Source organism: Paenibacillus sp. FSL H8-0168, assembly GCF_038592955.1.
GTDB classification, from domain to species: domain Bacteria; phylum Bacillota; class Bacilli; order Paenibacillales; family Paenibacillaceae; genus Paenibacillus; species Paenibacillus polymyxa_B.
The window spans coordinates 903,283-929,659 of sequence record NZ_CP151948.1 but is presented as its reverse complement, the minus strand read 5'-3'; the positions used below and the strand labels follow the sequence as shown (position 1 = coordinate 929,659).

The window sequence follows — 26,377 nt, the reverse complement described above, 5'->3', positions numbered from 1 at the left end:
CCCCTCCTAAATCCTCCCCTCAGGGAGGACCCCCAGGGCTGCTGCCCTCGGGACTCCCGCAAGGGTTGGCTAGTGAGCAGGGGATGGCGGGTTACTGGAGCTACGGTGGAGTGAGCGCGTTCCGCTGGATGAAGGCTTGTTTGCACAAGCTTTCATCCAGCAACGCTTTTACGTTAGTACAGATCGACGTTTTTACGTATTAACAATGTATTAACGCTCCCGACTCTAAGCGACAAGTTTTATGCCGCTTACAGCTCGACCGTGGTTCAGCGTCTACATACCGCCAAACCATTCGGCCCGTGGCCGTAGCACGGCATGCCGTGCAGCGAGCATTGGGCTTTGCCCTGTTGTGCGCATGTGCTACGCTGCGCACGGATACGGTGGCTCAAGGCTTCGCTTCTTGAGCCTGCGCGTTCTCGTGAGGGCAGCGGGCTGTTTGCTGCGCAAATTCGGCAGCCCTCACGAGAACGTGGCCTGCGATAGAAAGCAGTGGAACACGCTTTTCCATCGCCTTTGGGAAGGTGCGGCATCTTATGTGCCGCACCTTCCCTAGTTCTGCTCCCACACGAAGGTTGGTGCTGGGTGCAGCGGAGCGGACGGAATCGTTCTGGAGAAGCGTCAGCGCTTGCCTTTGCCTCTGGATTCCAACCAATATCTGGTCTTATACAATCACAGGAATCCAGGGGCAACAGCAATCGGAGGAATGATCCGTTCGCGCAGCGGCCTCACCACGCAGCAACCTTCCCTCCTACTCCCCTAATCCCAGCTTTTTGAAGATCGTATCCACGTTCTTCAGATGCCAGGCTGGGTTGAACGCATCCTCGATTTCGTCTGCGCTGAGCACGGCAGTAATTTCCGGAGTTGCCTCGACGATTTCGCGGAATTGGCGTTGCTCTTCCCACGCCTGCATAGCACGCGGCTGCACGGTATCGTAGGCTTTTTCACGACTAAAGCCTTTGTCGATCAACTTCGTCATAATACGGCCGGAGAATGGTACACCATACGTACGTGCCATATTGCGCTTCATATTTTCAGGGAAGACCGTCAGATTTTTTACGATATTGCCAAAACGGTTCAGCATGTAGTTCAACAGCATTGTTGCATCTGGCAGGATAATACGTTCCACAGAAGAATGCGAGATGTCGCGTTCATGCCACAGGGTTACGTTCTCATACGCAGATACCATATGCCCACGAATCACGCGTGCCAGGCCAGAGATGTTTTCACTGCCGATCGGATTGCGTTTATGCGGCATCGCAGAAGAACCTTTTTGACCTTTGGCAAAAGCTTCTTCCACCTCACGGAACTCACTCTTTTGCAGAGCACGGACTTCTGTAGCAAATTTGTCCAACGATGTAGCGATCAACGCTAATGTTGCCATGTATTCGGCATGACGGTCGCGCTGAAGCGTCTGTGTAGAAATTGGTGCAGGCTTGGTGCCCAGCTTGCGGCATACAAATTCTTCTACGGCCGGGTCAATGTTGGCATATGTCCCAACTGCACCGGACATTTTACCGTATTGTACTTGGTCAGCCGCAAAACGAAAGCGTTCCAGATTGCGCTTCATTTCCTCGTACCACAATCCCATCTTCAGTCCAAACGTTGTTGGCTCAGCATGTACTCCGTGTGTACGTCCCATCATCGGTGTGTGCTTGTAAGCCAATGCCTTTTCCTTCAAAATTTCAATAAAATTCAAGATATCGCGCTCCAGGATTTCATTCGCCTGCTTTAACAGGTAGCCCAGTGCCGTATCAACTACGTCTGTGGAGGTCAAGCCATAATGTACCCATTTGCGCTCGTCTCCAAGACTTTCGGACACCGTGCGGGTAAAAGCAATGACATCATGTCTTGTCTCCTGCTCAATTTCATAGATCCGTTCAATATCAAAACTTGCATTCTTACGCAGAGCCACAGTATCCTCTTTTGGGATAACCCCTAATTCCGCCCAAGCTTCACAGGCACACAGCTCTACTTCCAGCCACGCTTTAAATTTATTTTCTTCCGTCCAAATCGCTCTCATTTCCGGTCTGCTATAGCGTTCGATCATGACTATTTATCCCCCCAAATATTGGTTTGTTCAATCCATTCCAGCGCTTGTTCCGCATCCTGGCACAATAGATTAATATGTCCCATCTTTCGGCCTGGCTTGGCTTCACTTTTTCCATACAAATGCAGCTTGGGTACAACATCCAATCTTTCAGCTTCAACATCCGATTGCGCAAACCGCCGAACCACATCCTCCAAATGCTCACCTAGCACATTGACCATCACGACGGAAGTCAGCAGCTTCGTGCTGCCCAAGGGTAAACCGCAAATCGCACGTATGTGCTGCTCGAATTGCGACGTCGCGCACCCCTCCATCGTGTAATGACCGGAGTTATGCGGTCGTGGTGCTAACTCATTAACGTACAATTGTCCGTCTTCGGTGACAAACATCTCCACAGCGAGCAGTCCCACCGCACCCAGCGACTCTGCCACAGCCAGCGCCAACTTGCGTGCTTCCTCCTGGACAGGCTCTGGCACACGTGCAGGCACAATTGACGTGTGCAAAATATTGTTCACGTGAATGTTTTCGGCAGGTGGAAAGGCTTTGGCTTCACCGTTCGTGCTGCGAGCTACAATCACCGAGATTTCGCAGCGAAAACGAATGAACTGTTCCAATACCAGTTCCGCACCGCCTCCTGTCAGTTGTTCGTAGGCAGCCCTGGCTTGCTCTGGTTGGCGAATGACCACTTGTCCCTTTCCATCATAACCACCGACTGCTGTCTTGAGCACACACGGTACACCCAGTTCAGCTACCGCTTGAACCATATCCGCAAGACTACTGATTTCACGATACGGAGCGACAGGGACACCAGCAGCTTCAATAGAACGCTTTTCTCTCAGACGATGCTGTGTTGTGTACAAAAGACTGCTGCCTTGCGGCACACTGGATTCCTTTTCCAAAAGTGCAGCCACACCTGCGTCCACATTTTCAAACTCATACGTGATCACATCGCACCGCTCAGCCAGCTCTCTGGCCGCATGCTCATCATCATAGGCAGCGCGGATTTGTTCAGATACCTGCCCACAGGGGCTATCCGGTACAGGGTCCAGTGTCACAAAGCGATATCCTAGATTGGTTCCGGCCAGTACAAGCATTCTTCCTAATTGCCCGCCTCCTAAAAGTCCAATCGTTGTACCAGGAGGTCGGATACGGCCTGCGGGTTCACTTGCCCCATTCATAGCGAGTCACTGCCTTCCAGCACCTCATCACGAATACGGTCGCGTCTCGCCAAAACCCGCTGGCTTATCTTTTCGTCAAAAGCGCCTAATATTTGTGCTGCCAGCAGCCCTGCATTTGTAGCGCCTGCCTTACCAATTGCCACAGTGGCAACCGGAATACCACCCGGCATCTGCACAATGGAGAGCAGGGAGTCCAGACCGTTCAGAGCCTTCGACTGAACAGGCACACCAATGACCGGCAATGCTGTCTTCGCAGCCACCATTCCTGGCAGATGCGCAGCCCCACCCGCTCCAGCAATAATGACCTTTAGTCCACGCCCAGCGGCCTCTTCTGCAAAACGAAACATTAAATCCGGTGTACGATGGGCTGAAACTACTTTTTTCTCATATCCGATTTCAAGCTCGTCCAGCACAGCACATGCATGCTGCATGGTGTCCCAGTCTGATGTGCTGCCCATAATGACAGCGACCTGCACTGACATGTCCTTCACTCCCTGTTTATCAATAAGCGCCAAAAATCCGGCACTCGAAAATAAAGTTATTTTCAAGACACCGGACTACGAAAAAACAAACGACAGAGCCTCTTAAAGGCATGCAAAAGCAAGCCTCTTCCACCGCATCCAATGCGGCTTCAGCCGTATGTCTCCCGTAGTCCGGAAATTTAAGGTTTCCAGGTAGAAACTTCCGGGCCATATCCCCGGCATTATACGAGTTAGCATTGTGCCTATTCCATCCCAATCGATATTCTTTACAAGTATGATCGTGGTTTGTTTCGGCTCAAACATGTGTACCTTATTAAATTGCACCTTAAGTTCATTTTTTATCGATAATACACTCCCTAGTTTAACAATTCCCTACACCTTATGTCAACTTGAAAACGAACATTAGAATAATCATACAATAGAATGTTCGTGTTTACTGAAATCAGTACCCTTATATACCCACAGGTCAGGACTATTGTATTATATTTAGCTATCGCTCCCCTCCCCTGATAACAGCGACCGCAACGCATCCCACTAAAAAAAATAAAAGTCGGCACTCCCTATACAGGCAGTAAACCGACTTTTACTTTTTTATTCAGTTATTTTACGACCAGCACAGGAATACGCGCATGCTGCACCACATTGTGACTTACGCTACCCAATACAAATTCACGGATACCACCTAAACCTCGGCTGCCGATCACAATCGCATCGAAGCCATTCTCATTGGCATAATCCAAAATGACTTCGGCTGGAGAACCTTGAATCAGTTCCACCTTGGCATCTACACCCTGCTCAGCAAGTCGTTTTTTAACTTCATCCGTAGTTTGTTCGGCCAAATCGTAATATTCTTTATTTATTGAAGCCGGAATTGGAGCCAAACCTTCGCCCATAAAGATCCGAGGAAAATCGAATGCCGTTACCACCTCAAGCTTCGAGGACGGTGATGCCTTGACCAATTCAGCCGCCTTTAACAAAGCCTTGTTGGATGCATCCGAACCATCATAAGCAAGCAATACTTTTGAAAATATCATAATATGCACCTCTTCCTCATTCAGTTTATTGATTCAAAGCCTGAAATATGTATTCCTGTGGTTGTTCATTCCATGTCACCGGATGGCTGGAATAGTCTTCTCACTCATCATTAAACTTCCCTATGAGAACCTAAACTCCTCCCCTTTACCGTAAAAAATACCCATACAGCAATGCGTTCATGAATAGCAACGCAGGAATACCTAGTCTGAAGCTCATATGCCGTGTTTTATGGCGTTTACGGTACATGGCAATTAGAACGCCTAATGCTCCCCCGATCAGGGCCAGGAAAAACAACGTCCGTTCAGGTACACGATCGCGATGTTTACGTGCTCTCTTTTTATCCTCCGACATTACCAGATAGCCTACTGCATTGATAAACAGCAGCCATACCAACAAGCCTGTCTGCAATGTCTCTCCTCCTTTTGCACACCGTACCAAGTTCAGGTATTAGGCCTTATATAGCGCTCTCCCCCTCATTATAACCCCACCCCTTTTACAGAAACAACGCCTCTTCTGACTTGGATAGCGCTTTTGCGGAAATAGTAAGGTGGCATAAGGGCGATCCCCGAGTGCATCTATTTCGTCTTAAAGGAGGAACTGCGATGGAAAGCACCCATGAATACGTTGAAAAGCTGCGAGAAAATGCAAAAAAGGCAGAACGCAACCGTAAACGAGGAAAAGGAACTCCCAGCGCCAGCTTGCCGACAAAACAGCATTCCAACAATCCTTGATCAACGAATCTGCATTAAGCTGTATAGCCGCGTTATTAACCTAAAGTATCAACTTAACCCTGCAGCCTTTTATGCGAATTGATTACAGGGTAAAATCTGTTGTTTAGCTTCCACAATAACAGCAAGCAGACTCCTTATGAGATATCTGCTTGTTGTTTTGTTTTGTAAATGTCTTTTTTGAAATCGATTACATTTATAATAAATAAGTTCTAAAGTCATATTTCCTAACATAAGTGTTGACTAAAAGCAATTTTACACCCTATAATTCGTGATATTAACGTAATTCGACAAAATATTTGTCAGTTAATCTATCATTTATATTTGAGGTTTAAGATTGGAGAGGAGCTTTATATGACTAACATGAAAAAAATGACGATGATTCCCCTGTTGGCTAGCTTTATTCTCGGTAGTACTTTATGGAGTGGTGGATTTACCGCCAACGCTGCGGCTGCGGCAGCAGCTACAACCAGCACAACTGCACCTGCTTCTACCACTACAACGTCGGACAAATCCGAAAATCCTCAAACCAATCATTTACCCAATATTAAAATACTTGCCACAGGAGGGACCATCGCAGGATCATCTTCCGTCAATACGGATACAACCGGCTACAAAGCAGGCGCGTTGGGTGTGGAAACTCTGATCAATGCCGTTCCTGAGATGAAAAGTATTGCAAATGTCAGTGGTGAGCAAGTTGTTAATGTAGGTAGTCCCGACGTTAATAATGAGATCCTCCTAAAACTTGCCAAACGCACCAATGAACTGCTTGCCAGAGACGATGTAGATGGCATTGTCATTACACATGGTACAGATACATTAGAAGAAACAGCTTATTTCCTCAATCTTGTTATCAAAAGCGATAAGCCAGTAGTTGTCGTTGGCTCTATGCGTCCAGCTACTGCCATCAGTGCTGATGGTCCCTTCAACCTTTATAATGCAGTGAAAGTCGCCGGGGCTTCGGCCTCTAAAGGTCAGGGTGTACTCGTCCTGTTGAACGACCGTATCGGTGCAGCAAGATACATCACCAAAACGAACACAACAGCAGTCGATACGTTCAAGTCTGTGGAGCAAGGATACCTTGGAGCTGTTGTGGGCGATCAAGTGTACTACTACAACAAATCCACACACAAGCATACGACTTCTTCTGTATTCGACATCTCTAACCTTGCTCAACTGCCACAAGTAGATATTTTATACGAATATCAAAACAATGGTCGCTATCTGTATGATGCAGCCGTAGCAGCTGGTGCCAAGGGTATTGTCGTAGCTGGTTCCGGTAATGGTTCCTTGTCCAAGACCTCCTCAGAAGGCGCAGAGGCCGCAGGTAAAAAAGGAGTGATCATTGCCCGCTCCAGCCGCGTGGGAAGTGGAGTGGTGTCCCCGTCAACAAAAGACGCGGCATCGAACTTTGTATCGACCGATTCGCTTAATCCGCAAAAAGCACGGATTTTGCTCATGCTTGCTTTGACCCAAACACACGATGTTAACCAAATTCAATCTTTTTTTAATGAATACTAAAAGTAGTTATCCCAAATCAAATAATTCAACATTCTATTATGCAAAAGAAGCAGCAGTAACGGTTGACCACCGTAACTGCTGCTTCTTTTTTTTGCGAGACAGGTCTAGCATTAGTAACTACTTCATCTGACGTCCAATCGTCTTGGTTCTATACAGTAATTCGTTGTCCATCCCACGCAGCATCAAGACTGCTGTTTGGGAATCCCATTCAAGCTTGGAGGATATTTCGCTTGCTTCTCTGGATGAGCAGCAATTTCCTCCTCCAGTATGCTTGATTTATTTTGCTGATTATTGATTTTAAGCGGCTTATGTTTGGGCATAAATACTCACCTCCTCGGCTTACCATGCCAAGGAGTGATCGTTTTTATACCGACGTATACCTGCTGATTATGTGACTGTAGCACTTTTGGTCATCCGTTATTTGCCCTGCTTTTGTTCCATCGCTGCTTTAAGCAAATCACCCAAACTGGAGCCAAAAGATTCCTGCTTTTCAAATTGTCTTACTAGCTTTTGCTGTTCCCGTTTGTTTACCCGTTGCTTGTCCTTATCCAACGTCTCGGTAATGCCACAGGGCAGGCATCTTACATACAATCCTGCTTTGCCCTCTTTCATTTCCATTTTCTTATGACACTGCGGGCAACGTCGATTGGACAAACGTTTTTCCCCTGAACGACGGTAACCGCAATCCGCACTTGGACATACAAGGAACTTGCCTTTCTTGCCCTTCTTCTCCAATAGCTTTGTACCACAATCTGGGCAATGACTATTCGTCACATTATGAGGCTTGTACTCCGCACTGCTATTTTTCACAGTGGAAACCAGCTCTTTCGCCATAGCACGAATAGAATTCAAAAACGGTTCCGGTTGTCCTTGACCACGAGCAATCCGTTCTAGCTCCGCTTCCCAACGTGCCGTCAATTCGGGCGTTCGAAGCTGTGGAGCCGCCAGATCAATCAATTGTTTACCTTTCCCGGTTGGATGCATCACGTTCCCCTGACGCTCAATCGTATCCGAGCTGACAAGCTTCTCAATCAGATCGGCACGGGTAGCAGGAGTACCCAGTCCATGTTTTTCCATCTGAGCGAGCAGGGCAGCTTCTGTATACCGCTTCGGCGGCATCGTTCGCCCAGCTCGTACAAGACAACGCTGTAACCGGACGGAATCTCCTTTTTGCAGCTCAGGTAAAATAACGCCTCGTCCATTGTTTTCCCGATCCTCTGCTTCTTCATCATCCATATCATAATGGTTCGCGTCATATACAGCACGCCATCCGCTATCTTTTACCGTTGTGCCTTTTACCTGAAACGTCTCCTGCTCCACCGTTACTGATACGGCTACAGCATCATAACGTGCAGGTGGATAGAATAGACTGATAAAACGTCGTGCAATCAGATCATACAGCTTACGTTCCTCTGGGCTCAACTGATTAAGCAATAATGTCTGCTCAGTAGGAATAATCGCATGATGATCCGTGACTTTACTGTCATCCACAATTCGCTTTGTGATTGGTAAGTTGTTACGCAATAGCGGACGTGCCAAGGAAGCATACGGACCTACTGCTACACTACTGAGCCTTTCCTTAAGTGTATCCACCATATCGGATGTCAGATAACGGCTGTCTGTACGTGGATAAGTCACCAGCTTATGCTGCTCATACAGACGCTGAAGCAGATTAGACGTCTGTTTAGCTGAAAAGCCATAGCGCTGGTTAGCATCTCTTTGCAGCTCCGTTAAATCATACGCCAGCGGGTGAGGCTCGTTCTTTTCGCTCTTTTTAACACTCGCAACTGTGCCTTTGGCCCCCTCAAGTCTTCGGCGCAAAGCCTCTGCTTGAGTGCGGTCAAACATGCGTGAATCCCCGCTTTCTGCCCGCCAAGTTGCCTGAAAATCGCCAAAATCCGCCGTCAGAGTATCATATTCCTGAGAACGGAATTCGGTAATTTCCTTCTCACGCTCCATAATCATCCCCAGCGTTGGTGTCTGCACTCTTCCAGCCGAAAGTTGGGCGTTATAACGACAAGTCAACGCGCGAGTTACATTGAGACCAATCATCCAGTCTGCTTCAGCTCTACAGCGAGCCGATTCATATAAACGATCAAACTGCTGACCAGGCAATAGCTTTGCGAAACCTGCCTTAATCGCCTTGTCCGTCTGCGAGGAGATCCATAAGCGCCGGAAGGGCTTTTTCCAGTTTGCCATTTGGATGATCCAGCGTGCCAACAATTCACCTTCACGAGCAGCATCTGTTGCCACGATAAGCTCTCCAATGTCCTGCCGCTTCATGAGCTGCTGCACAGCTTTGAACTGGTGATTACTTTCGCGCAGCACCTTTAACTTTGAACTCTTCGGAAGAATAGGCAAGTCCTCCAAATTCCAGGTCGCATACTTAGAATCGTAATCCTCTGGCTCTGCTAAGCCGACCAAATGTCCCAGTGCCCACGTCACCACGTACTGGGGTCCTTCTATATAACTTTTATGCTTCTCGCGGCTACCCATCACACGTGCAATCTCTCTGGCCACGGACGGTTTTTCTGCCAATACCAATACCTTCATGTTACGCTCCTTTCTCTCATAGTGTTAATTATAGCATCCTGCCAACTTACGATAAATTCTAATGCCAACGGCTCTTATTAACATGATCGTACATACTAGTGCTATTGCTTCTACATGGGTTAGGATAACTTACAAATCAGGCACACTCCATTTTAATAGCAGACCCGCATAGGTGAGGCCTCCCCCAAATCCATATAACAACACATGTTGTCCATACCGTAAACGTCCATCATCCAAACCACACTGCAAAGCCAACGGGATGGATGCCGCCGATGTATTACCATACAATTCTACGCTTGTCAGCGTTTTTTCCAAAGGTACTGTACTTCTTTCACATATGGACTCGATCATTCTCAAATTAGCGCTATGAGGTACAAACCAGTCAAGATCCTCCTTCTTCATATTTGCCTTATCCAATAATCGTTCCATTCCCGTTGGAACAGAGCGAACAGCCCATTTATAAACCTCACGTCCATTTTGAGCAATAAATCCATGGTCTTGCAGCTTCTCTCCATCCAAATGATCAGATAATCCCACACGGTAAAGATGTGCTCCCCCTTGCCCATAGGTACCTATATCTGAAGTTAAAAATGATCCTTCATCCTCGTCATATTCTACAAGTGCAACCCCTGCACCATCTCCAAAAAGTATACACGTCGTCCGATCCGTATAATCTGTAATTTTGGACAACGTTTCGGCTCCCACTACCAGCACCTTACGATGCAGACCACTCGTAATAAGGCCATTTGCCAAATGAAGTCCATAGGAAAAACCTGCACATGCTGCACTAATATCTATTGACCCTGTGTTTGGAATATCAAAATGAGCCTGAATACGTGAAGCCGTGCTTGGAAAGTAGTAATCAGGTGTACTCGTCGCTACAATAATCATCTCAACATCGTTTATATTTACGTCATACAGGTTAATCATACGAGTAATAGCTTGTATACATAAATCAGATACATATTGATCTTCAGCCGCAATGCGTCTTTCATGCATACCCGTTCTCTGTACAATCCACTCGTTACTCGTATCCACAAGCTTCTCCAAGTCAGCGTTCGTCAAAATCCGTTCAGGTACATAAGTGCCAAAGGCGGTAAGCTTAGCTTTTGAATTCAACAATCTGATCACTCTCCTTTGTAATCCTTATTCATATTATAACACCAGATACTAATACCTGGTACTAAATTATTTTAAAACCGTCTTCTTATTTATTAGTTAATATCCACTTATCCAGTTGAACTTATAACAAACTCACTTTAAATAAAATCCCAGTGCCTTATAACGCAAAAAAGAGACCAAGATCTTCAGAAGATCTTGGTCTCTTTTACTTGTTGCTTGGCGACGTCCTACTCTCCCAGGACCCTGCGGTCCAAGTACCATCGGCGCTGGAGGGCTTAACGGTCGTGTTCGGGATGGGTACGTGTGGAACCCCTCCGCTATCGCCACCAAACATGAATTTGCTGCGCAAATTCTTTTTCAGGAATCAGCATCGCCAAATGCTGTGTGTTCGCTTGTTTCATATAAGCTACTTGAGCCTATACAACACAAAACTTACACCCTGAAAACTGGATCCGAAACTCATTGCGTTTTATTTTAGGATAAGCCCTCGACCGATTAGTATTGGTCAGCTCCATGCATTACTGCACTTCCACCCCCAACCTATCTACCTCGTCGTCTTCAAGGGGTCTTACTAATTGGGAAATCTCATCTTGAGGGGGGCTTCACGCTTAGATGCTTTCAGCGCTTATCCCTTCCGTACATAGCTACCCAGCGGTGCTCCTGGCGGAACAACTGGTACACCAGCGGTACGTCCATCCCGGTCCTCTCGTACTAAGGACAGCTCCTCTCAAATTTCCTACGCCCACGACAGATAGGGACCGAACTGTCTCACGACGTTCTGAACCCAGCTCGCGTACCGCTTTAATGGGCGAACAGCCCAACCCTTGGGACCTACTTCAGCCCCAGGATGCGATGAGCCGACATCGAGGTGCCAAACCTCCCCGTCGATGTGGACTCTTGGGGGAGATAAGCCTGTTATCCCCAGGGTAGCTTTTATCCGTTGAGCGATGGCCCTTCCATGCGGTACCACCGGATCACTAAGCCCGACTTTCGTCCCTGCTCGACTTGTAGGTCTCGCAGTCAAGCTCCCTTCTGCCTTTGCACTCTTCGAATGATTTCCAACCATTCTGAGGGAACCTTGGGGCGCCTCCGTTACTCTTTAGGAGGCGACCGCCCCAGTCAAACTGCCCACCTGACACTGTCCTCGCACCGGATCACGGTACCAAGTTAGAACCTAGATACGATCAGGGTGGTATCCCAAGGATGCCTCCTCTCAAGCTGGCGCTCAAGATTCTACGGCTCCCACCTATCCTGTACAGATCGTACCCAAATTCAATATCAAGCTGCAGTAAAGCTCCATGGGGTCTTTCCGTCTTGTCGCGGGTAACCTGCATCTTCACAGGTATTAAAATTTCACCGGATCTCTCGTTGAGACAGCGCCCAAGTCGTTACGCCATTCGTGCGGGTCAGAATTTACCTGACAAGGAATTTCGCTACCTTAGGACCGTTATAGTTACGGCCGCCGTTTACTGGGGCTTCGGTTCATAGCTTCGCCCCGAAGGGCTTACCACTCCCCTTAACCTTCCAGCACCGGGCAGGCGTCAGCCCGTATACTTCGCCTTGCGGCTTCGCACAGACCTGTGTTTTTGCTAAACAGTCGCTTGGGCCTTTTCACTGCGGCCCCCTCGGGCTATTCACCCTACCGAGGCACCCCTTCTCCCGAAGTTACGGGGTCATTTTGCCGAGTTCCTTAACGAGAGTTCTTCCGCGCGCCTTAGAATTCTCTTCTCGCCTACCTGTGTCGGTTTGCGGTACGGGCACCTTCTCCTGGCTAGAGGCTTTTCTTGGCAGTCTGAGATCATGACCTTCGCTACTACAATTTTCGCTCCCCATCACAGCCCAGCCTTAACGATGTGCGGATTTGCCTACACATCAGCCTCACTGCTTAGACGGACATCCATCAGTCCGCGTCACTACCCTACTGCGTCACCCCATCGCTCATAACGGATTACGGTGGTACAGGAATTTCGACCTGTTGTCCTTCGACTACGCCTATCGGCCTCGCCTTAGGTCCCGACTTACCCTGAGCGGACGAACCTTCCTCAGGAACCCTTAGGCTTTCGGCGGATCTGATTCTCACAGATCTTTTCGTTACTCATACCGGCATTCTCACTTGAATGCAGTCCAGCGCTCCTTACGGTACACCTTCAACCCGCATTCAACGCTCCCCTACCCCTGATGCAATGCATCAAGCCATAGCTTCGGTGGTGTGTTTAGCCCCGTTACATTTTCGGCGCAGAGTCACTCGACCAGTGAGCTATTACGCACTCTTTCAATGGTGGCTGCTTCTAAGCCAACATCCTGGTTGTCTGTGCAACTCCACATCCTTTCCCACTTAACACACACTTGGGGACCTTAGCTGATGGTCTGGGCTGTTTCCCTTTCGACAATGGATCTTAGCACTCACTGTCTGACTCCCGGAACTAAATCTATGGCATTCGGAGTTTGACTGAGCTTGGTAACCCTTGCGGGCCCCGCACCCAATCAGTGCTCTACCTCCACGATTCTTCTTTCCGAGGCTAGCCCTAAAGCTATTTCGGGGAGAACCAGCTATCTCCGGGTTCGATTGGAATTTCTCCGCTACCCCCACCTCATCCCCGCATTTTTCAACATGCGTGGGTTCGGGCCTCCAGTGCGTGTTACCGCACCTTCACCCTGGACAGGGGTAGATCACCCGGTTTCGGGTCTACGTCCACGTACTCATTCGCCCTATTCAGACTCGCTTTCGCTGCGGCTTCAGCTCTTCACCTTAACCTTGCACGGGAACGTAACTCGCCGGTTCATTCTACAAAAGGCACGCCATCACCCATAAATAGGGCTCTGACTTCTTGTAAGCACACGGTTTCAGGATCTATTTCACTCCCCTTCCGGGGTGCTTTTCACCTTTCCCTCACGGTACTGCTTCACTATCGGTCGCCAGGGAGTATTTAGCCTTGGCAGATGGTCCTGCCGGATTCATACGGGGTTTCACGTGCCCCGCACTACTCGGGATCCGTCTCGGAGGGAACAAGTTTTGAACTACAGGGCTTTTACCTTCTCTGGCGGGCCTTTCCAGACCTCTTCATCTAACCGGTTCCTTTGTAACTCCATGTGAGACGTCCCACAACCCCAAGGAGCAAGCTCCTTGGTTTGGGCTAATCCGCGTTCGCTCGCCGCTACTGACGGAATCACTATTGTTTTCTCTTCCTCAGGGTACTTAGATGTTTCAGTTCCCCTGGTCTGCCTCTATTCTGCCTATGTATTCAGCAGAAAGTGACTGTCGATGAAGACAGCCGGGTTTCCCCATTCGGACATCCCCGGATCAAAGCTTGCTTACAGCTCCCCGAGGCCTTATCGTTGTTCGCCACGTCCTTCGTCGGCTCCTGGCGCCTAGGCATCCTCCGTGTGCTCTTTGTAGCTTAACCTAGTATTTACATGGTAAATACGATTTGCTCTGAATTTCGGTTCGACACGAATGTGTGAATGAAATTCAAGGCAGCTACCTTTATTTCACTTGTTTACACAAGATCAGCTTAAAGGAATATTCTAAAACGCAATTTCGTTTCGGTATCCAGTTTTCAAGGTGCAAAGCTGTATACAACCAGCTTTTTTTGAGAGTTTGAGCTCTCAAAACTGAGCAACGAGTGAGTAGTTTTTGAAGCTTACGCTTCATATTTGAATGTTTCCATTGCAGGAAACGATTCTCCATAGAAAGGAGGTGATCCAGCCGCACCTTCCGATACGGCTACCTTGTTACGACTTCACCCCAATCATCTACCCCACCTTCGGCGGCTGGCTCCCTTGCGGGTTACCCCACCGACTTCGGGTGTTGTAAACTCTCGTGGTGTGACGGGCGGTGTGTACAAGACCCGGGAACGTATTCACCGCGGCATGCTGATCCGCGATTACTAGCAATTCCGACTTCATGTAGGCGAGTTGCAGCCTACAATCCGAACTGAGACCGGCTTTTCTAGGATTGGCTCCACCTCGCGATTTCGCTTCCCGTTGTACCGGCCATTGTAGTACGTGTGTAGCCCAGGTCATAAGGGGCATGATGATTTGACGTCATCCCCACCTTCCTCCGGTTTGTCACCGGCAGTCTGCTTAGAGTGCCCAGCTTGACCTGCTGGCAACTAAGCATAAGGGTTGCGCTCGTTGCGGGACTTAACCCAACATCTCACGACACGAGCTGACGACAACCATGCACCACCTGTCTCCTCTGTCCCGAAGGAAAGGTCTATCTCTAGACCGGTCAGAGGGATGTCAAGACCTGGTAAGGTTCTTCGCGTTGCTTCGAATTAAACCACATACTCCACTGCTTGTGCGGGTCCCCGTCAATTCCTTTGAGTTTCAGTCTTGCGACCGTACTCCCCAGGCGGAATGCTTAATGTGTTAACTTCGGCACCAAGGGTATCGAAACCCCTAACACCTAGCATTCATCGTTTACGGCGTGGACTACCAGGGTATCTAATCCTGTTTGCTCCCCACGCTTTCGCGCCTCAGCGTCAGTTACAGCCCAGAGAGTCGCCTTCGCCACTGGTGTTCCTCCACATCTCTACGCATTTCACCGCTACACGTGGAATTCCACTCTCCTCTTCTGCACTCAAGCTCCCCAGTTTCCAGTGCGACCCGAAGTTGAGCCTCGGGATTAAACACCAGACTTAAAGAGCCGCCTGCGCGCGCTTTACGCCCAATAATTCCGGACAACGCTTGCCCCCTACGTATTACCGCGGCTGCTGGCACGTAGTTAGCCGGGGCTTTCTTCTCAGGTACCGTCACTCTTGTAGCAGTTACTCTACAAGACGTTCTTCCCTGGCAACAGAGCTTTACGATCCGAAAACCTTCATCACTCACGCGGCGTTGCTCCGTCAGGCTTTCGCCCATTGCGGAAGATTCCCTACTGCTGCCTCCCGTAGGAGTCTGGGCCGTGTCTCAGTCCCAGTGTGGCCGATCACCCTCTCAGGTCGGCTACGCATCGTCGCCTTGGTAGGCCTTTACCCCACCAACTAGCTAATGCGCCGCAGGCCCATCCACAAGTGACAGATTGCTCCGTCTTTCCTCCTTCTCCCATGCAGGAAAAGGATATATCGGGTATTAGCTACCGTTTCCGGTAGTTATCCCTGTCTTGTGGGCAGGTTGCCTACGTGTTACTCACCCGTCCGCCGCTAGGTTATGTAGAAGCAAGCTTCTACATAACCCCGCTCGACTTGCATGTATTAGGCACGCCGCCAGCGTTCGTCCTGAGCCAGGATCAAACTCTCCATTAAAGACCAACCAAAGTTGGTTTATAGAAAGAGCGATAAGCTCATTTTGAAACTGACGAGATAAAATATCTCTTGTTTGATTTTGCGAACAAAATCGTTTTACTCACTCGTTGTTCAGTTTTCAAAGATCAAACATTCTTTTCTTGTCGATTTGGTTTGTCGCCTCATCAACTCTTATATCTTACCATGTCCGAACCAACTTTGCAAGCATTTTTTTGAAATCTTTTTTTGTAACACTCGCTCGCAATATTGTATTTCTTGGCCGGAATTAGAATATACCATATACATATCCCTTTTGCAAGCATTTATTAGATAAGGTTTCACAATACTTTATTATTATTCGTTTTCCTTCTATATAATAGCTCCTTTGTATCTATCTGCGTCTAACTACAAAAAAAAGAACCTCTTCCCTTAAGCAACAGGAAAGAGGTTCTGTGTTCTATATCTACTGATTATTCGGAGCCCATAAAGGCAAAGCGGATCACTACAATAATAGCAAGCACCCACATGAGCCAGTGAATTTTAACTTTATTGCTGGTAAACAGGTTACTAAACACAGCCAGCACAACGTAAGACAGAATACCAGCAGAGATACCATTCGCGATTCCACCTGTGAAAGGCATCAGCACGATGGTCAAAAATGCAGGAAACGCCAACAGGAAGTTATCCCAGTCGATATTGCGAACCTGACTCATCATTAGGACCCCAACGATAATCAGAGCTGGAGCAGTAGCGGCAGAAGGCACAACCAGAGCCAACGGTGCAATAAACAGGGCCAACAAGAACAGAACACCTGTCGTTACAGCAGTCAGTCCGGTACGTCCGCCTTCTTCTACCCCTGCGGAGCTTTCTACGAATGCTGTAATCGTACTTGTACCCAATACTGCACCAGTACTTACCCCAACTGCATCCACCAGCATTGCTTTACCGATAATTTTCTCGCCTTTTTTCTTATCTTTCATTATACCCGCGCGTGTAGCCGTACCTACCAAGGTACCGAACGTATCAAACAACTCTACAAATGTGAAAATGAAAATGATATCAAACAGACCGATATGCAAAGCTGCTTTCAAGTCTAACTGACCTACAGCCAAATTACTGAAATCAGGAATCCAGTTGCCTGTTGTCAAGCTACTCAAATTTGTTACTCCCATCGGAATACCGATTAATGTAGTAGCTACGATCCCAATCAGCAATGCACCTTTGACCCGAACGACCATCAGTGCTGCGATAATAAGCAATCCGATTAGCGCCAGCAGTGCATCCTTTTGATGTACCAGACTTCCCAGAATCAAATTAAAAGCATGACCCGGAACCGGTTGACCAACATCTGTCCCTGGAACGATGCTCACCATAACCAGATTACAAAGCTTGAAGCCGACAATCGTAATAAACAAACCGATACCCACTGTAATGGCTGTCTTTAAATTTTCCGGAACTGCAACAAGCAGCATCTGTCTTACTCGTGTCACGGTTAAAATCAGAAAGACGATACCGGATATAAATACAGCGCCAAGTGCCGCTTGCCAAGTAATCATGCCATTGGAACTCAGGACTACAGTCATAAAATAAGCATTCAAGCCCATACCCGGCGCCATGCCGATCGGCACATTAACGAATAGCCCCATCAGTATGGTAACCAAACCTGCACCTACCGCCGTCGCAAAAAAGACAGCTTCACTGGGCATACCTGCTCCAGTCGGACCTAAAAAGGTATTGTTGACCACCAGAATATAAGCCATGGTCATAAAAGTAGTAATCCCCGCAATAATCTCTGTGCGGACGTTCGTGCCATGTTCCTTTAATTTAAAGAAACGCTCCATGAGTCGTAATTCCTCCTACGCAAAGCATACTCGTATTGTTGTCGTTCGTTTGAAGTAATATTCGCATTCATATGCGCTATATTATTACATTCGTTATTTTAGGCTCTCACCTACTGCTTGTCAACAGAAAAAGCGAATGTTACAAATTGAACACATATGTATTGTTCGGAAAACAGAAAACCCGCAAGCTATTATGCAGCTGACGGGTTATCATTTAGAGGAATCAGATATTTTGTACTTATCAAAGGCATTCGCTGAGTCCGGTATATTTTCCAGATAAACGATAGATCATAGTAGTGAAAATAATCTTCTAAAATCTTCATCGTGCAATTCCTTTCGTGCTGTATATGTGTATGCGTCCTTATGGGAAGGTTATTGCAATTTTACCAACAGCGTGGTGGGTTTCGCTTAAAGCGTGTGCGTCATACAAACCTTTTTGTGAAAAAGGAAACGTAGCTCCTACTACCGATCTTACTTTCTTTTGCTCCAACAGATCGGCAATTTCCTGTAGTTGCTGTCCATTGGGCTCCAGCCATATATTTTGGGCTGTTACGTTGTACTCCTTGACCAACTCTTCGTCAAAATTGCTGACAATGGATATGATCCGTCCGGTATCCTTTTTCACTACCTTAAAGCTGTTCTTCTGAACATCCCCGCCCATCGTATCGAACACCACGTCCACATCAGATAAAACTTCCTCAAAACGAGTTGTACGATAGTCAATGATTTGGTCGGCTCCCAATGAAGCAAGCAATTCATGATTACGCTCACTGGCTGTAGTAATGACATAGGCTCCGGCTTGTTTGGCAAACTGGATAGCAAACATACCTACGCCACCTGCACCTGCGTGGATTAATACTTTTTCCCCTTTGGTCAGTTGACCATGTGTAAAGAGCGCCTGCCAAGCAGTCAACCCCGCCAAAGGTACAGAAGCGGCTTCCTCCCAAGAAATTGAGGCGGGTTTACGTGCCAGCAGATGATCATCCACCAAGGTATACTCGGCATAAGTACCGAATCGGGTGGTGTCCGGACGTGCAAACACTTCATCTCCCACTTTCCAATCGGTGACCTCGCTGCCTACTTCCGAAATAGTACCGGCTACATCCCAGCCTAAAATAATCGGGAACTCCCAATCCATCATTTGTTTTAAGTAACCTTCACGTAGCTTCCAGTCAATTGGATTGATGGAGGTAGCCGCCACTTTGACTACAACCTGGTGAGCCTGTGGTGTAGGAGTAGGCACTTCTCTTTCTTTCAATTCATCCTTGCTTCCATACTGATCTATAACGATGGCTTTCATATTCATTTCCTCCTCGCACATTTACATATTCTTTACATTGCTAGACATACGTTGTAGCACATCTGTCAAAACCACAATTTCCTCATCTGTAAACTTACATAGCAGCTTTTCCTGAAAGGCTTGTCTTTGCTCTGACAAAACTTGCAGCTCTTGAACCCCTAATTCGGTCAAACGTATATAGGTCACACGCTTATCCTGCTCTTTTTTACTACGTAAAATCAGACCTTCCTCTTCCAGCCTTCTCAGATGTCGGGTCACTGCTGCACCATCCAGAACGAGCAGATGTTGGAGCTCCAGCTGACTTAGTTCCTGACGATGATCAATATGATACAAAATTTCGACCTTGGTAAAACTGGTTTTTAATTGTGCTTCAAAAGCGTTATTCATTTCTTTACACAAAAGATGCATGCGATAAAACAACTGGCTTCTTTCAGAGCAATGTTCGATGACAAACCCTCCTTCTAATGCTTGACCCATCAATTGATATATCAAGTATTATACACCCTCACTAAAAATAAACAAGTCTGAGACAAGTATATACAAATCCTACAATCACAAAAAAATGCTCAAGCTAAACGAATAGCCTGAGCAGCCTGTGCATACGCGCTATAGACTTGACCTGTGATGGCATTAGGCAGATGCTCAGGAACCGTATCACTTGATCCGTGAGGGGGGGCAAAAAGACGATCAGCTTGTCCGGGTAACGGTTAATTAATCCTTCGGCAATATGCTTGAGCGCACCATAAAACGTACGCGTTTTTGTCGATGGGCGCTCGCACATCGGTTCAAAACCGCTACTGGCTACACTGCTGCCGGATATGCCGTGATTCTGTAAATCAATTCCCCCTACTCTATTAGATCGTATTGTTGATTTCGATAAATTTATGTTCAATCGCTGTCATTTCGTGATTTGGACGAGATATTAAATATGTATCCATGTAGCCGAAAGTTGGGGGAGTGGGCAAATAGGATGTTACTTTGAATTGCCGCGCAAGCCTTTTAGACATAAGGGTGATTCCCATTCCCATCAAGGAAAATTCCACCATGGTATCAAACACACCGACCTCCACCACCTCGCCATGGGTCAATTGCATGTCCTGGTACATCTTCTTTAAATGCGTTAGGTACAGGCAGCCATCCGACAATATGATAATAGAGGCTCCTTGCAGCACCTGTTTGAGGTCTGAACCTTCATGTATGCCTTTTCCCACCAGCACCAACTCTTCACGGCATATTTTTTGATAATGAATATACGGGTTGGTGGGATACCCTGTGACAAAAGCAATATCGAGCTCGCCGTCGAGGATCAATCGCTCCATTTCCGTGGTGGTTCCGGTTTTTAATGTAACCGAGGCCTGCGGGTACAGCTCGTATACCTTCGTAAGCGCCCTTGTTGTTTCCCCCGCAACAACGGACTGCATCGTACCAATGCGCAGCTTTTCCTCCTGCGGTCTCATTTTCATCTCCGTGTCTTGCCATAGCGACAGCATTTGCTTGAACTGAGCATATAGGATTTCTCCTGAAGGTGTCAGCTCCATACCACGGGGCTTTCGGTAAAATAACGCTGTGCCGTAATGAGCCTCCAGCTTCTTTATTTTGGCCGTCATATTCGATTGCAGGTGATTCAACTTTTGAGCTGCTTCTGTCAGGCTTCTCAGCTCTGCCACCGAAACAAATGCCTGCATATTTTCAATATCCATCTCTTCATCCCCCATCAAATAAAATGATATCTATATCATAAACAAGCATTATTATTTATGAGTTAAATGTATTATATTGGCCTTGGACGCTATTTTCCACCCTCATTTTAAAAACTCAGGAGGTATGGCAACATGATCAAAAAGAAGATTCGTGTAGGTATCGTAGGAGGTTCGATGAATAATAAATGGGCCAGTCAAACGCATATTCCGGCTTTGCTCAAGCACTTGAACCTGGATATCACTGCCGTCGGTACCTCTCGTATGGAGAGTGCGCGACAAAGCGCAGAAGAAGTAGGCGCGGCACTGGCTTTTGATGATGCCAAAAAGCTCGCAGCTTCCGAGGATGTGGATATGGTCGTGGTGAGCATAAAAGTTCCCCATCATTACGAGGCGGTGATGGCGGCAATTCAAGAGAGAAAGCATATTTTTTGTGAATGGCCCTTGGGGGCAAACACTGCGGAAGCTGCTAAAATGGCCAAGGCGGCGGAATTGGCAGGCATTCATCATACCGTCGGCTTGCAGGCACGACAGGATCTTGAAGTGCAAACGATGAAAAAACTCGTACAGGGCGGAGAGATTGGTGAAATTATATCCTGTCATATGCAAGTAGCTACTCCCGGCAAAGGAGGACAAGTAAATCAGGACACTGCTTATTTGCTGAATAGAGCCAATGGGGCTAATCTGCTCACGATTAATGGCGGGCATTCCCTAGATGCGCTGCAATACATCGTTGGCGAATTCCGCGAGCTATCGGCCATCACATCATCCCGCTATAACGAAGCCACTATTGAGGAAACGGGTGAAGTCATTTCCAAGGATACAGCCGATCAGATTTTGATTCACGGGCTGTTGGAAAAAGGAGTACCGGTATCCGTTCACATTCAAGGTGGAGTAAATTCTAAGTTTGAGATAGAGATTCAGGGGAAAAAGGGCATTTTGCGTTTGACACAGAATCCTTCGCTTGGGCATGTTCAATTTGGGAATCTAACGCTCGAAAAACTTGTGTACGATCCAAGCAGTACGCAGAGTCATGGCCCTAATGGCGCTTTTGAACAAATAAGTATAAGTAGAGAGCCTAATACAAGCCTGGATTTCCCAAAACAAGGGGTAACCCTGAATGTAGCCAAGGCTCATTATGTTTTTGCCGAGGATATTTTGACACACACCCGTCTCGCTCCCGATTTCAACCATGCCTTAAAGCTGCATCAGCTACTGGACCGCATTGAGGAATCGGCTGCAACTGGGAAAAAGATCGTATGGTAAGGTAGAATTATAAAAAAAGAACCTTTAACACCACGATAGATGTGGAGTTAAAGGTTCTTTATATTGTGCTGCCTTTTTAATGAAGTCATGTGTTCTCCACTTTTATCCTGTCACCTTCAACCAAAATAACTTCCGCGTTGCTGATTGGATATAAATTTAATTGGCTGCCATATTCCTCAATGATGTTCTCCACCGCTTTTTTAAACGGAATGTTCGTATGATGGGGGACTGGATAGAATTCAATGACCCCTAGCGCAGCAAAGGAATCTAATGCAGGGGCCTCCTGAACATCGTCCATAAGTTGAACATATTCGATATTCGGTGATAAAATCAACGAACCGGCAGATTCGCCTATATACAATTTCCCTGCATTAACTTCTTCAGCAATGATTTTGTCAGCCCCAGTTCTTTTTAACTCTTGAAGTAAATAAAATGTATTGCCTCCGGTAATATAAATATAGTCATTCCCTCTAATTTTACTCGCTATTTCATCCCAGGTTGCTGTGCTTATTTCGATTTCATCCACGACTAATCCTAAACTCTCTAATGCTTTTTTTCCTGATTCCACATAAAACTTAACTTTCTCTGGAATACTTGCGGTTGGGATGAAGGTGACTTTTTTTCCTTCCAAGTTTTCACCGGCGAAATGGACTAACCATGGTGCAACATCCTTAAATGAGGACGACAAAAATAATTTTTTCATCTCTTTATTCTCCTTAGAACAGCGTTTAATGAAACGGGATATGTAACACTTTATTCTAGGTATATTATAAAATATATTAGTATCAAAACATGACACCATTGGAGGATACATAAAAAAGGTTGAAGCTGATAAAGTCATATAAAAAAAGGAGACATTATTATTGAATAATATCTCCTCTTTTTCAACCTCGTATCCGCTGAAAATAACTGGGGTTCCTTGATTTTGGCCCATAAAATACTCTCTTCCCCGCTCTCATTTTGGAGTGGGAGCAGATGTTCGACCTTGAATCCATAAAAAAGACTCCTGCCGCACAGCGATATTTCGGCCGATGCGGAGGAGTCCTGATGTTGTATTGGTGAATCTCAAAAGGTTTGTGATTACAGGGCGGGAGTTCCCGCGTTTATTCCCACTCAATCGTTGCTGGTGGTTTGGAGGTGATATCGTACACGATACGATTCACGTTATCCACTTCGTTTACGATACGTACCGAAATTTTCTCCAGCACATCCCAAGGGATACGTGCCCAGTCGGCGGTCATACCGTCGATGGAGGTTACTGCACGAATACCTACAGTGTAAGAATACGTACGAGCATCGCCCATAACGCCAACACTCTTCATATTCGGCAAAGCGGTGAAGTATTGCCAGATTTCCCGGTCCAGACCGGCTTTAGCAATCTCCTCGCGCAAAATGTAATCCGACTCACGAACAATCGTTAGCTTGTCCTCTGTCACTTCGCCCAGCACACGAATGGCAAGACCCGGACCTGGGAATGGTTGACGCCATACAATCTCAGCTGGCAATCCACATTCTTCGCCGACTTTACGCACTTCGTCCTTGAACAGGGCATTCAACGGCTCGATCAGCTTGAACTTCATGTTCTCCGGCAAACCACCCACATTATGATGAGATTTAATGGTCTGTGCCGTTGCTGTTCCGCTCTCTACAATATCCGTATACAGCGTACCTTGTGCCAGGAAAGTAAAATCGTCAAATTGAGAAGATTCTTCCTCGAACACATAGATAAACTCGTTACCGATGATTTTACGTTTTTGTTCTGGATCATCGACTCCTGCCAGCTTGGACAAGAAGCGCTCACGTGCGTCAATTTTGACAACTTTCATATCAAATTTACCAACGAACGTCTCCATTACACTCTCGGCTTCACCTTTGCGCAGCAATCCATGGTCAATGAACATACACGTCAGTTGGTCACCGATCGCTTTGTGAATGAGCATCGCTACAACGGAAGAATCCACGCCACCGCTTAAGGCACACAATACTTTCTTGTCGCCTACCTGTTGACGAATCTCACGAATCTGATCTTCAATGAACGACTCCATGGTCCAGTTGCCTTCACAACCGCACACTTCATAAAGGAAGTTGCTGATCATCTTGTTACCTTGAACGGAATGACGTACCTCTGGATGGAATTGCACCGCATACAGATTCCGCTCCAGGTTACTCATCGCGGCAATCGGTGCACTCTCTGTTCCTGCATCCAGTGTAAAGCCAGTCGGCAGATCTGTAACGTGATCCCCATGGCTCATCCATACGGTTTGACGAGAATCCAATCCTTTAGCCAAGCGGGCATCCTGATTGAATTGCACATCTGCTTTGCCATACTCACGCTTGCCCGCACGTTCTACCTTACCATCCAGTTGGTGAGCCATCAGCTGCATGCCATAACAAATACCAAAGATAGGGATGCCAAGATCATAAATTGCCCGATCCACCTGAGGAGCATTGTCTGTATATACGCTGGAAGGTCCGCCTGAGAAAACAATCCCTTTTGGCGCCAGCTCTCTCAGCTTCTCCGCAGGCGTATTGTATGGAAGGAGCTCGCTATATACGCCGAGATCCCGAATTCTTCTTGCGATTAACTGGTTGTATTGTCCTCCAAAATCAAGAACTACAACGATTTCATTAGGCTTATTCATTACCGTGCCTCCCTCAATTGTTCGTTTCATTATACGCAACGATAAAACAAGACGTCAAGAAATCAACCGGAGTTGAGTGGGCATGAAAAGATTGTTAAAATGAATTGATTCTAAAATACTCAATCTGTTCGTAGGAGTGTAAACGATGGATGTGCTGAAGTGGATCGCGCAATTGTTCGAAGAATACGGCTACGGCGTCCTTTTTTTCGGCTTGCTGCTTGAGTTTATTGCTTTACCATTTCCCGGGGAAACCACAATGGCTTATGCGGGATATCTCTCCTATGCCGGTACCTTGGATTTCGGTAAACTGGTGCTACTAGCTTTTCTGGGCACAACCCTCGGTATGACTATTACCTACTTTATTGGAAGATGGGCTGGACTCCCCTTTATTCAGAAATACGGTAAATGGGTTTTGTTATCGCCGGACAAGCTTCAGAAAACACAAAAATGGTTCCAACGATATGGATACTGGCTTATCTTCCTTGGATATTTTATCCCCGGTGTCAGGCATTTTACCGGTTATTTTGCCGGGATTATTGCTCTTTCTTTCCGTAAATTTGTCATGTATGCTTACAGCGGCGCTTTATTCTGGGTCATCCTCTTTCTAAGCATCGGCAAGCTATTTGGTCCCCAATGGGATGCCATTTTCCATTTGGTAGAGCTGTATGCGCTGCGAATTGCGGGAGTCGTCGGGTTCATAATCCTGCTGTATATTATTTACCGGTGGAGAAGCTTCCTGTTTAGCTCGCTACGCAAATCCGAAAAATCGGTGAAAACCAGCAACAAGGATGACTTGAAGTAGTCAAACTCCTGCTGCCTTACGGCTACGAATCCTTGCATAATACATCGAAATCACGATAGATATCACCACAAATCCCGCGCCTCCAACCAAACCCAACATACGCGGCTCCATCATTTCAATCGCCACCCCTGCTCCAAACATAGACAGTCCGATGATACCTTGGCTCCACGCCGTCAGCATGCCCAACAATGGACCCTGTAAATACAATGGGGTCTCCCGCCCTGCTTATTTTCTCCTTCATGACAGGTGGAAATGCAATATTGCGAACGATCAGACCTGCGGCAAAAAAACTTGCTGCGTTCAATATAAATGCAGCTTGTGGTCCAAAGAGAGCAGATATGATGCCTCCGGCAGCAGCACCAACGACCAGCACCAGCCCGCTCATCACCTGCTCAAGACTGTTCACCTTCAATAATTCGGAGGGATGAACAAGCAGCGGAATGGATGATTTACGAGCAGGAGCATACAAAGCTTCTCCGCAGGCTAGCAGGGTACTGACTCCATAAATGATCCATATGTCCTCAGGACTATGAACACTTAAAAAGGCAAGGGCTGCCAAGCCTCTGAAAAGATCCGTGGTCATCATAAGCATACGCCGGGATATGCGGGTAATAAGCACGCCCGCCACAGGTGACAGGACTAAAAAAGGAATCACCCGCAATCCCAGCATGATACCCACACTGAATCCCGAACCGGTAAGCCGATAAATTAAAGCCAACAAAGCGATCTGACAGAATCGGTCTCCCATTCCGTTAATGATACCTGCGGCAAATAACTTCCTGTATTGCCTATCTACCATTTTAAATCAACTCCGATACTTAGGATTTATTTATTATACATAAATCTAATTAGTTATGTATCTAATTTATGAAAATCGCTCTATAATCGTCAAGGCATAAATTCATATATTCAGAGCATACTAAGCCAACAAACTCCAA

Annotated in this window: 20 protein-coding genes, 3 rRNA genes and 1 riboswitch; of the genes, 5 read left to right on the top strand and 18 right to left on the bottom strand. The window is 46.9% G+C overall.

Features of this window, described 5'->3' with window-relative positions; genetic code table 11:
• Window positions 1-65: 65 nt before the first annotated feature.
• The gene (locus MHI21_RS04250) at window positions 66-203 is read left to right on the top strand and encodes a hypothetical protein (RefSeq protein WP_165179507.1); all 138 of its coding nucleotides are present in this window, start codon (window positions 66-68) and stop codon (window positions 201-203) included.
• A 545-nt stretch (window positions 204-748) separates the two neighbouring features.
• Here the strand turns inward: MHI21_RS04250 and purB are convergent.
• The 5 genes from purB to MHI21_RS04225 all read right to left on the bottom strand — a co-directional run bounded on the left by purB (window position 749) and on the right by MHI21_RS04225 (window position 5,150).
• Window positions 749-2,047 (bottom strand): adenylosuccinate lyase, encoded by a 1,299-nt coding sequence (gene purB / locus MHI21_RS04245; RefSeq protein WP_013308794.1) that lies wholly within the window; start codon window positions 2,045-2,047, stop codon window positions 749-751.
• Between the two features lie 2 nt (window positions 2,048-2,049).
• The gene (gene purK, locus MHI21_RS04240) at window positions 2,050-3,225 is read right to left on the bottom strand and encodes a 5-(carboxyamino)imidazole ribonucleotide synthase (protein ID WP_342419500.1); all 1,176 of its coding nucleotides are present in this window, start codon (window positions 3,223-3,225) and stop codon (window positions 2,050-2,052) included.
• Window positions 3,222-3,707, bottom strand: coding sequence for a 5-(carboxyamino)imidazole ribonucleotide mutase (gene purE / locus MHI21_RS04235; RefSeq protein WP_013308792.1), 486 nt, complete (start codon window positions 3,705-3,707; stop codon window positions 3,222-3,224). Before purE ends, purK begins: the two co-directional genes overlap by 4 nt.
• A 147-nt stretch (window positions 3,708-3,854) precedes the next feature.
• Window positions 3,855-3,956: riboswitch (purine riboswitch) on the bottom strand.
• Between the two features lie 350 nt (window positions 3,957-4,306).
• The gene (locus MHI21_RS04230) at window positions 4,307-4,741 is read right to left on the bottom strand and encodes a universal stress protein (protein ID WP_061832065.1); all 435 of its coding nucleotides are present in this window, start codon (window positions 4,739-4,741) and stop codon (window positions 4,307-4,309) included.
• 145 nt (window positions 4,742-4,886) lie between these two features.
• The gene (locus MHI21_RS04225; protein ID WP_025719814.1) at window positions 4,887-5,150 is read right to left on the bottom strand and encodes a DUF1294 domain-containing protein; all 264 of its coding nucleotides are present in this window, start codon (window positions 5,148-5,150) and stop codon (window positions 4,887-4,889) included.
• A gap of 194 nt (window positions 5,151-5,344) precedes the next feature.
• On the opposite strand from MHI21_RS04225, the gene MHI21_RS04220 reads away from it, so the two are divergent.
• Both MHI21_RS04220 and MHI21_RS04215 read left to right on the top strand, forming a co-directional pair.
• Window positions 5,345-5,473: a DUF4023 family protein gene (locus tag MHI21_RS04220; protein ID WP_081112528.1), complete on the top strand. Its 129-nt coding sequence runs from the start codon at window positions 5,345-5,347 to the stop codon at window positions 5,471-5,473.
• A gap of 351 nt (window positions 5,474-5,824) precedes the next feature.
• Window positions 5,825-6,991 (top strand): type II asparaginase, encoded by a 1,167-nt coding sequence (locus MHI21_RS04215; RefSeq protein WP_342419499.1) that lies wholly within the window; start codon window positions 5,825-5,827, stop codon window positions 6,989-6,991.
• 182 nt (window positions 6,992-7,173) lie between these two features.
• Here the strand turns inward: MHI21_RS04215 and MHI21_RS04210 are convergent, their stop codons facing one another.
• The 10 genes from MHI21_RS04210 to MHI21_RS04165 form a co-directional block, all read right to left on the bottom strand.
• On the bottom strand, window positions 7,174-7,311 hold the full coding sequence (locus MHI21_RS04210) for a hypothetical protein (RefSeq protein ID WP_016819760.1): 138 nt from the start codon (window positions 7,309-7,311) through the stop codon (window positions 7,174-7,176).
• 97 nt (window positions 7,312-7,408) lie between these two features.
• Window positions 7,409-9,544: a DNA topoisomerase III gene (locus MHI21_RS04205; RefSeq protein WP_209950375.1), complete on the bottom strand. Its 2,136-nt coding sequence runs from the start codon at window positions 9,542-9,544 to the stop codon at window positions 7,409-7,411.
• 129 nt (window positions 9,545-9,673) lie between these two features.
• A complete protein-coding gene (locus MHI21_RS04200) occupies window positions 9,674-10,666 on the bottom strand; it encodes a ketoacyl-ACP synthase III (protein ID WP_341162262.1) in 993 nt (330 codons plus the stop codon).
• A gap of 214 nt (window positions 10,667-10,880) precedes the next feature.
• Window positions 10,881-10,997: ribosomal RNA gene (gene rrf / locus MHI21_RS04195) — 5S ribosomal RNA — on the bottom strand.
• A 144-nt stretch (window positions 10,998-11,141) separates the two neighbouring features.
• A 23S ribosomal RNA gene (locus MHI21_RS04190) occupies window positions 11,142-14,070 on the bottom strand.
• 286 nt (window positions 14,071-14,356) lie between these two features.
• Window positions 14,357-15,912, bottom strand: a 16S ribosomal RNA gene (locus MHI21_RS04185).
• The 16S, 23S and 5S rRNA genes sit together here, the layout of an rRNA operon.
• A gap of 449 nt (window positions 15,913-16,361) precedes the next feature.
• A complete protein-coding gene (locus MHI21_RS04180) occupies window positions 16,362-17,732 on the bottom strand; it encodes an NCS2 family permease (RefSeq protein ID WP_023987039.1) in 1,371 nt (456 codons plus the stop codon).
• Window positions 17,733-18,093: 361 nt separating this feature from the next.
• Window positions 18,094-19,032 carry an NADP-dependent oxidoreductase gene (locus MHI21_RS04175; RefSeq protein ID WP_342419498.1) on the bottom strand — a complete coding sequence of 313 codons (939 nt, stop codon included), beginning with the start codon at window positions 19,030-19,032 and terminating at the stop codon, window positions 18,094-18,096.
• 21 nt (window positions 19,033-19,053) lie between these two features.
• Window positions 19,054-19,524: a MarR family transcriptional regulator gene (locus MHI21_RS04170; RefSeq protein WP_160788983.1), complete on the bottom strand. Its 471-nt coding sequence runs from the start codon at window positions 19,522-19,524 to the stop codon at window positions 19,054-19,056.
• Window positions 19,525-19,886: 362 nt separating this feature from the next.
• On the bottom strand, window positions 19,887-20,732 hold the full coding sequence (locus MHI21_RS04165; RefSeq protein WP_342419497.1) for a LysR family transcriptional regulator: 846 nt from the start codon (window positions 20,730-20,732) through the stop codon (window positions 19,887-19,889).
• A gap of 132 nt (window positions 20,733-20,864) precedes the next feature.
• On the opposite strand from MHI21_RS04165, the gene MHI21_RS04160 reads away from it, so the two are divergent.
• Window positions 20,865-21,995 (top strand): Gfo/Idh/MocA family oxidoreductase, encoded by a 1,131-nt coding sequence (locus tag MHI21_RS04160; protein WP_342419496.1) that lies wholly within the window; start codon window positions 20,865-20,867, stop codon window positions 21,993-21,995.
• Window positions 21,996-22,080: 85 nt separating this feature from the next.
• On the opposite strand, the gene MHI21_RS04155 is transcribed toward MHI21_RS04160, so the two are convergent.
• Window positions 22,081-22,698 (bottom strand): Type 1 glutamine amidotransferase-like domain-containing protein, encoded by a 618-nt coding sequence (locus MHI21_RS04155; protein ID WP_061831557.1) that lies wholly within the window; start codon window positions 22,696-22,698, stop codon window positions 22,081-22,083.
• Between the two features lie 400 nt (window positions 22,699-23,098).
• Entirely contained in the window at window positions 23,099-24,637 is a 1,539-nt protein-coding gene (gene guaA, locus MHI21_RS04150; protein ID WP_342419495.1) for a glutamine-hydrolyzing GMP synthase, read from the bottom strand.
• A gap of 145 nt (window positions 24,638-24,782) precedes the next feature.
• Between guaA and MHI21_RS04145 the strand changes: the two genes are divergently transcribed.
• A complete protein-coding gene (locus MHI21_RS04145; RefSeq protein ID WP_342419494.1) occupies window positions 24,783-25,439 on the top strand; it encodes a DedA family protein in 657 nt (218 codons plus the stop codon).
• Window positions 25,440-25,554: 115 nt separating this feature from the next.
• On the opposite strand, the gene MHI21_RS04140 is transcribed toward MHI21_RS04145, so the two are convergent.
• Window positions 25,555-26,238 (bottom strand): MFS transporter, encoded by a 684-nt coding sequence (locus tag MHI21_RS04140; RefSeq protein WP_342419493.1) that lies wholly within the window; start codon window positions 26,236-26,238, stop codon window positions 25,555-25,557.
• Window positions 26,239-26,377: the final 139 nt, after the last annotated feature.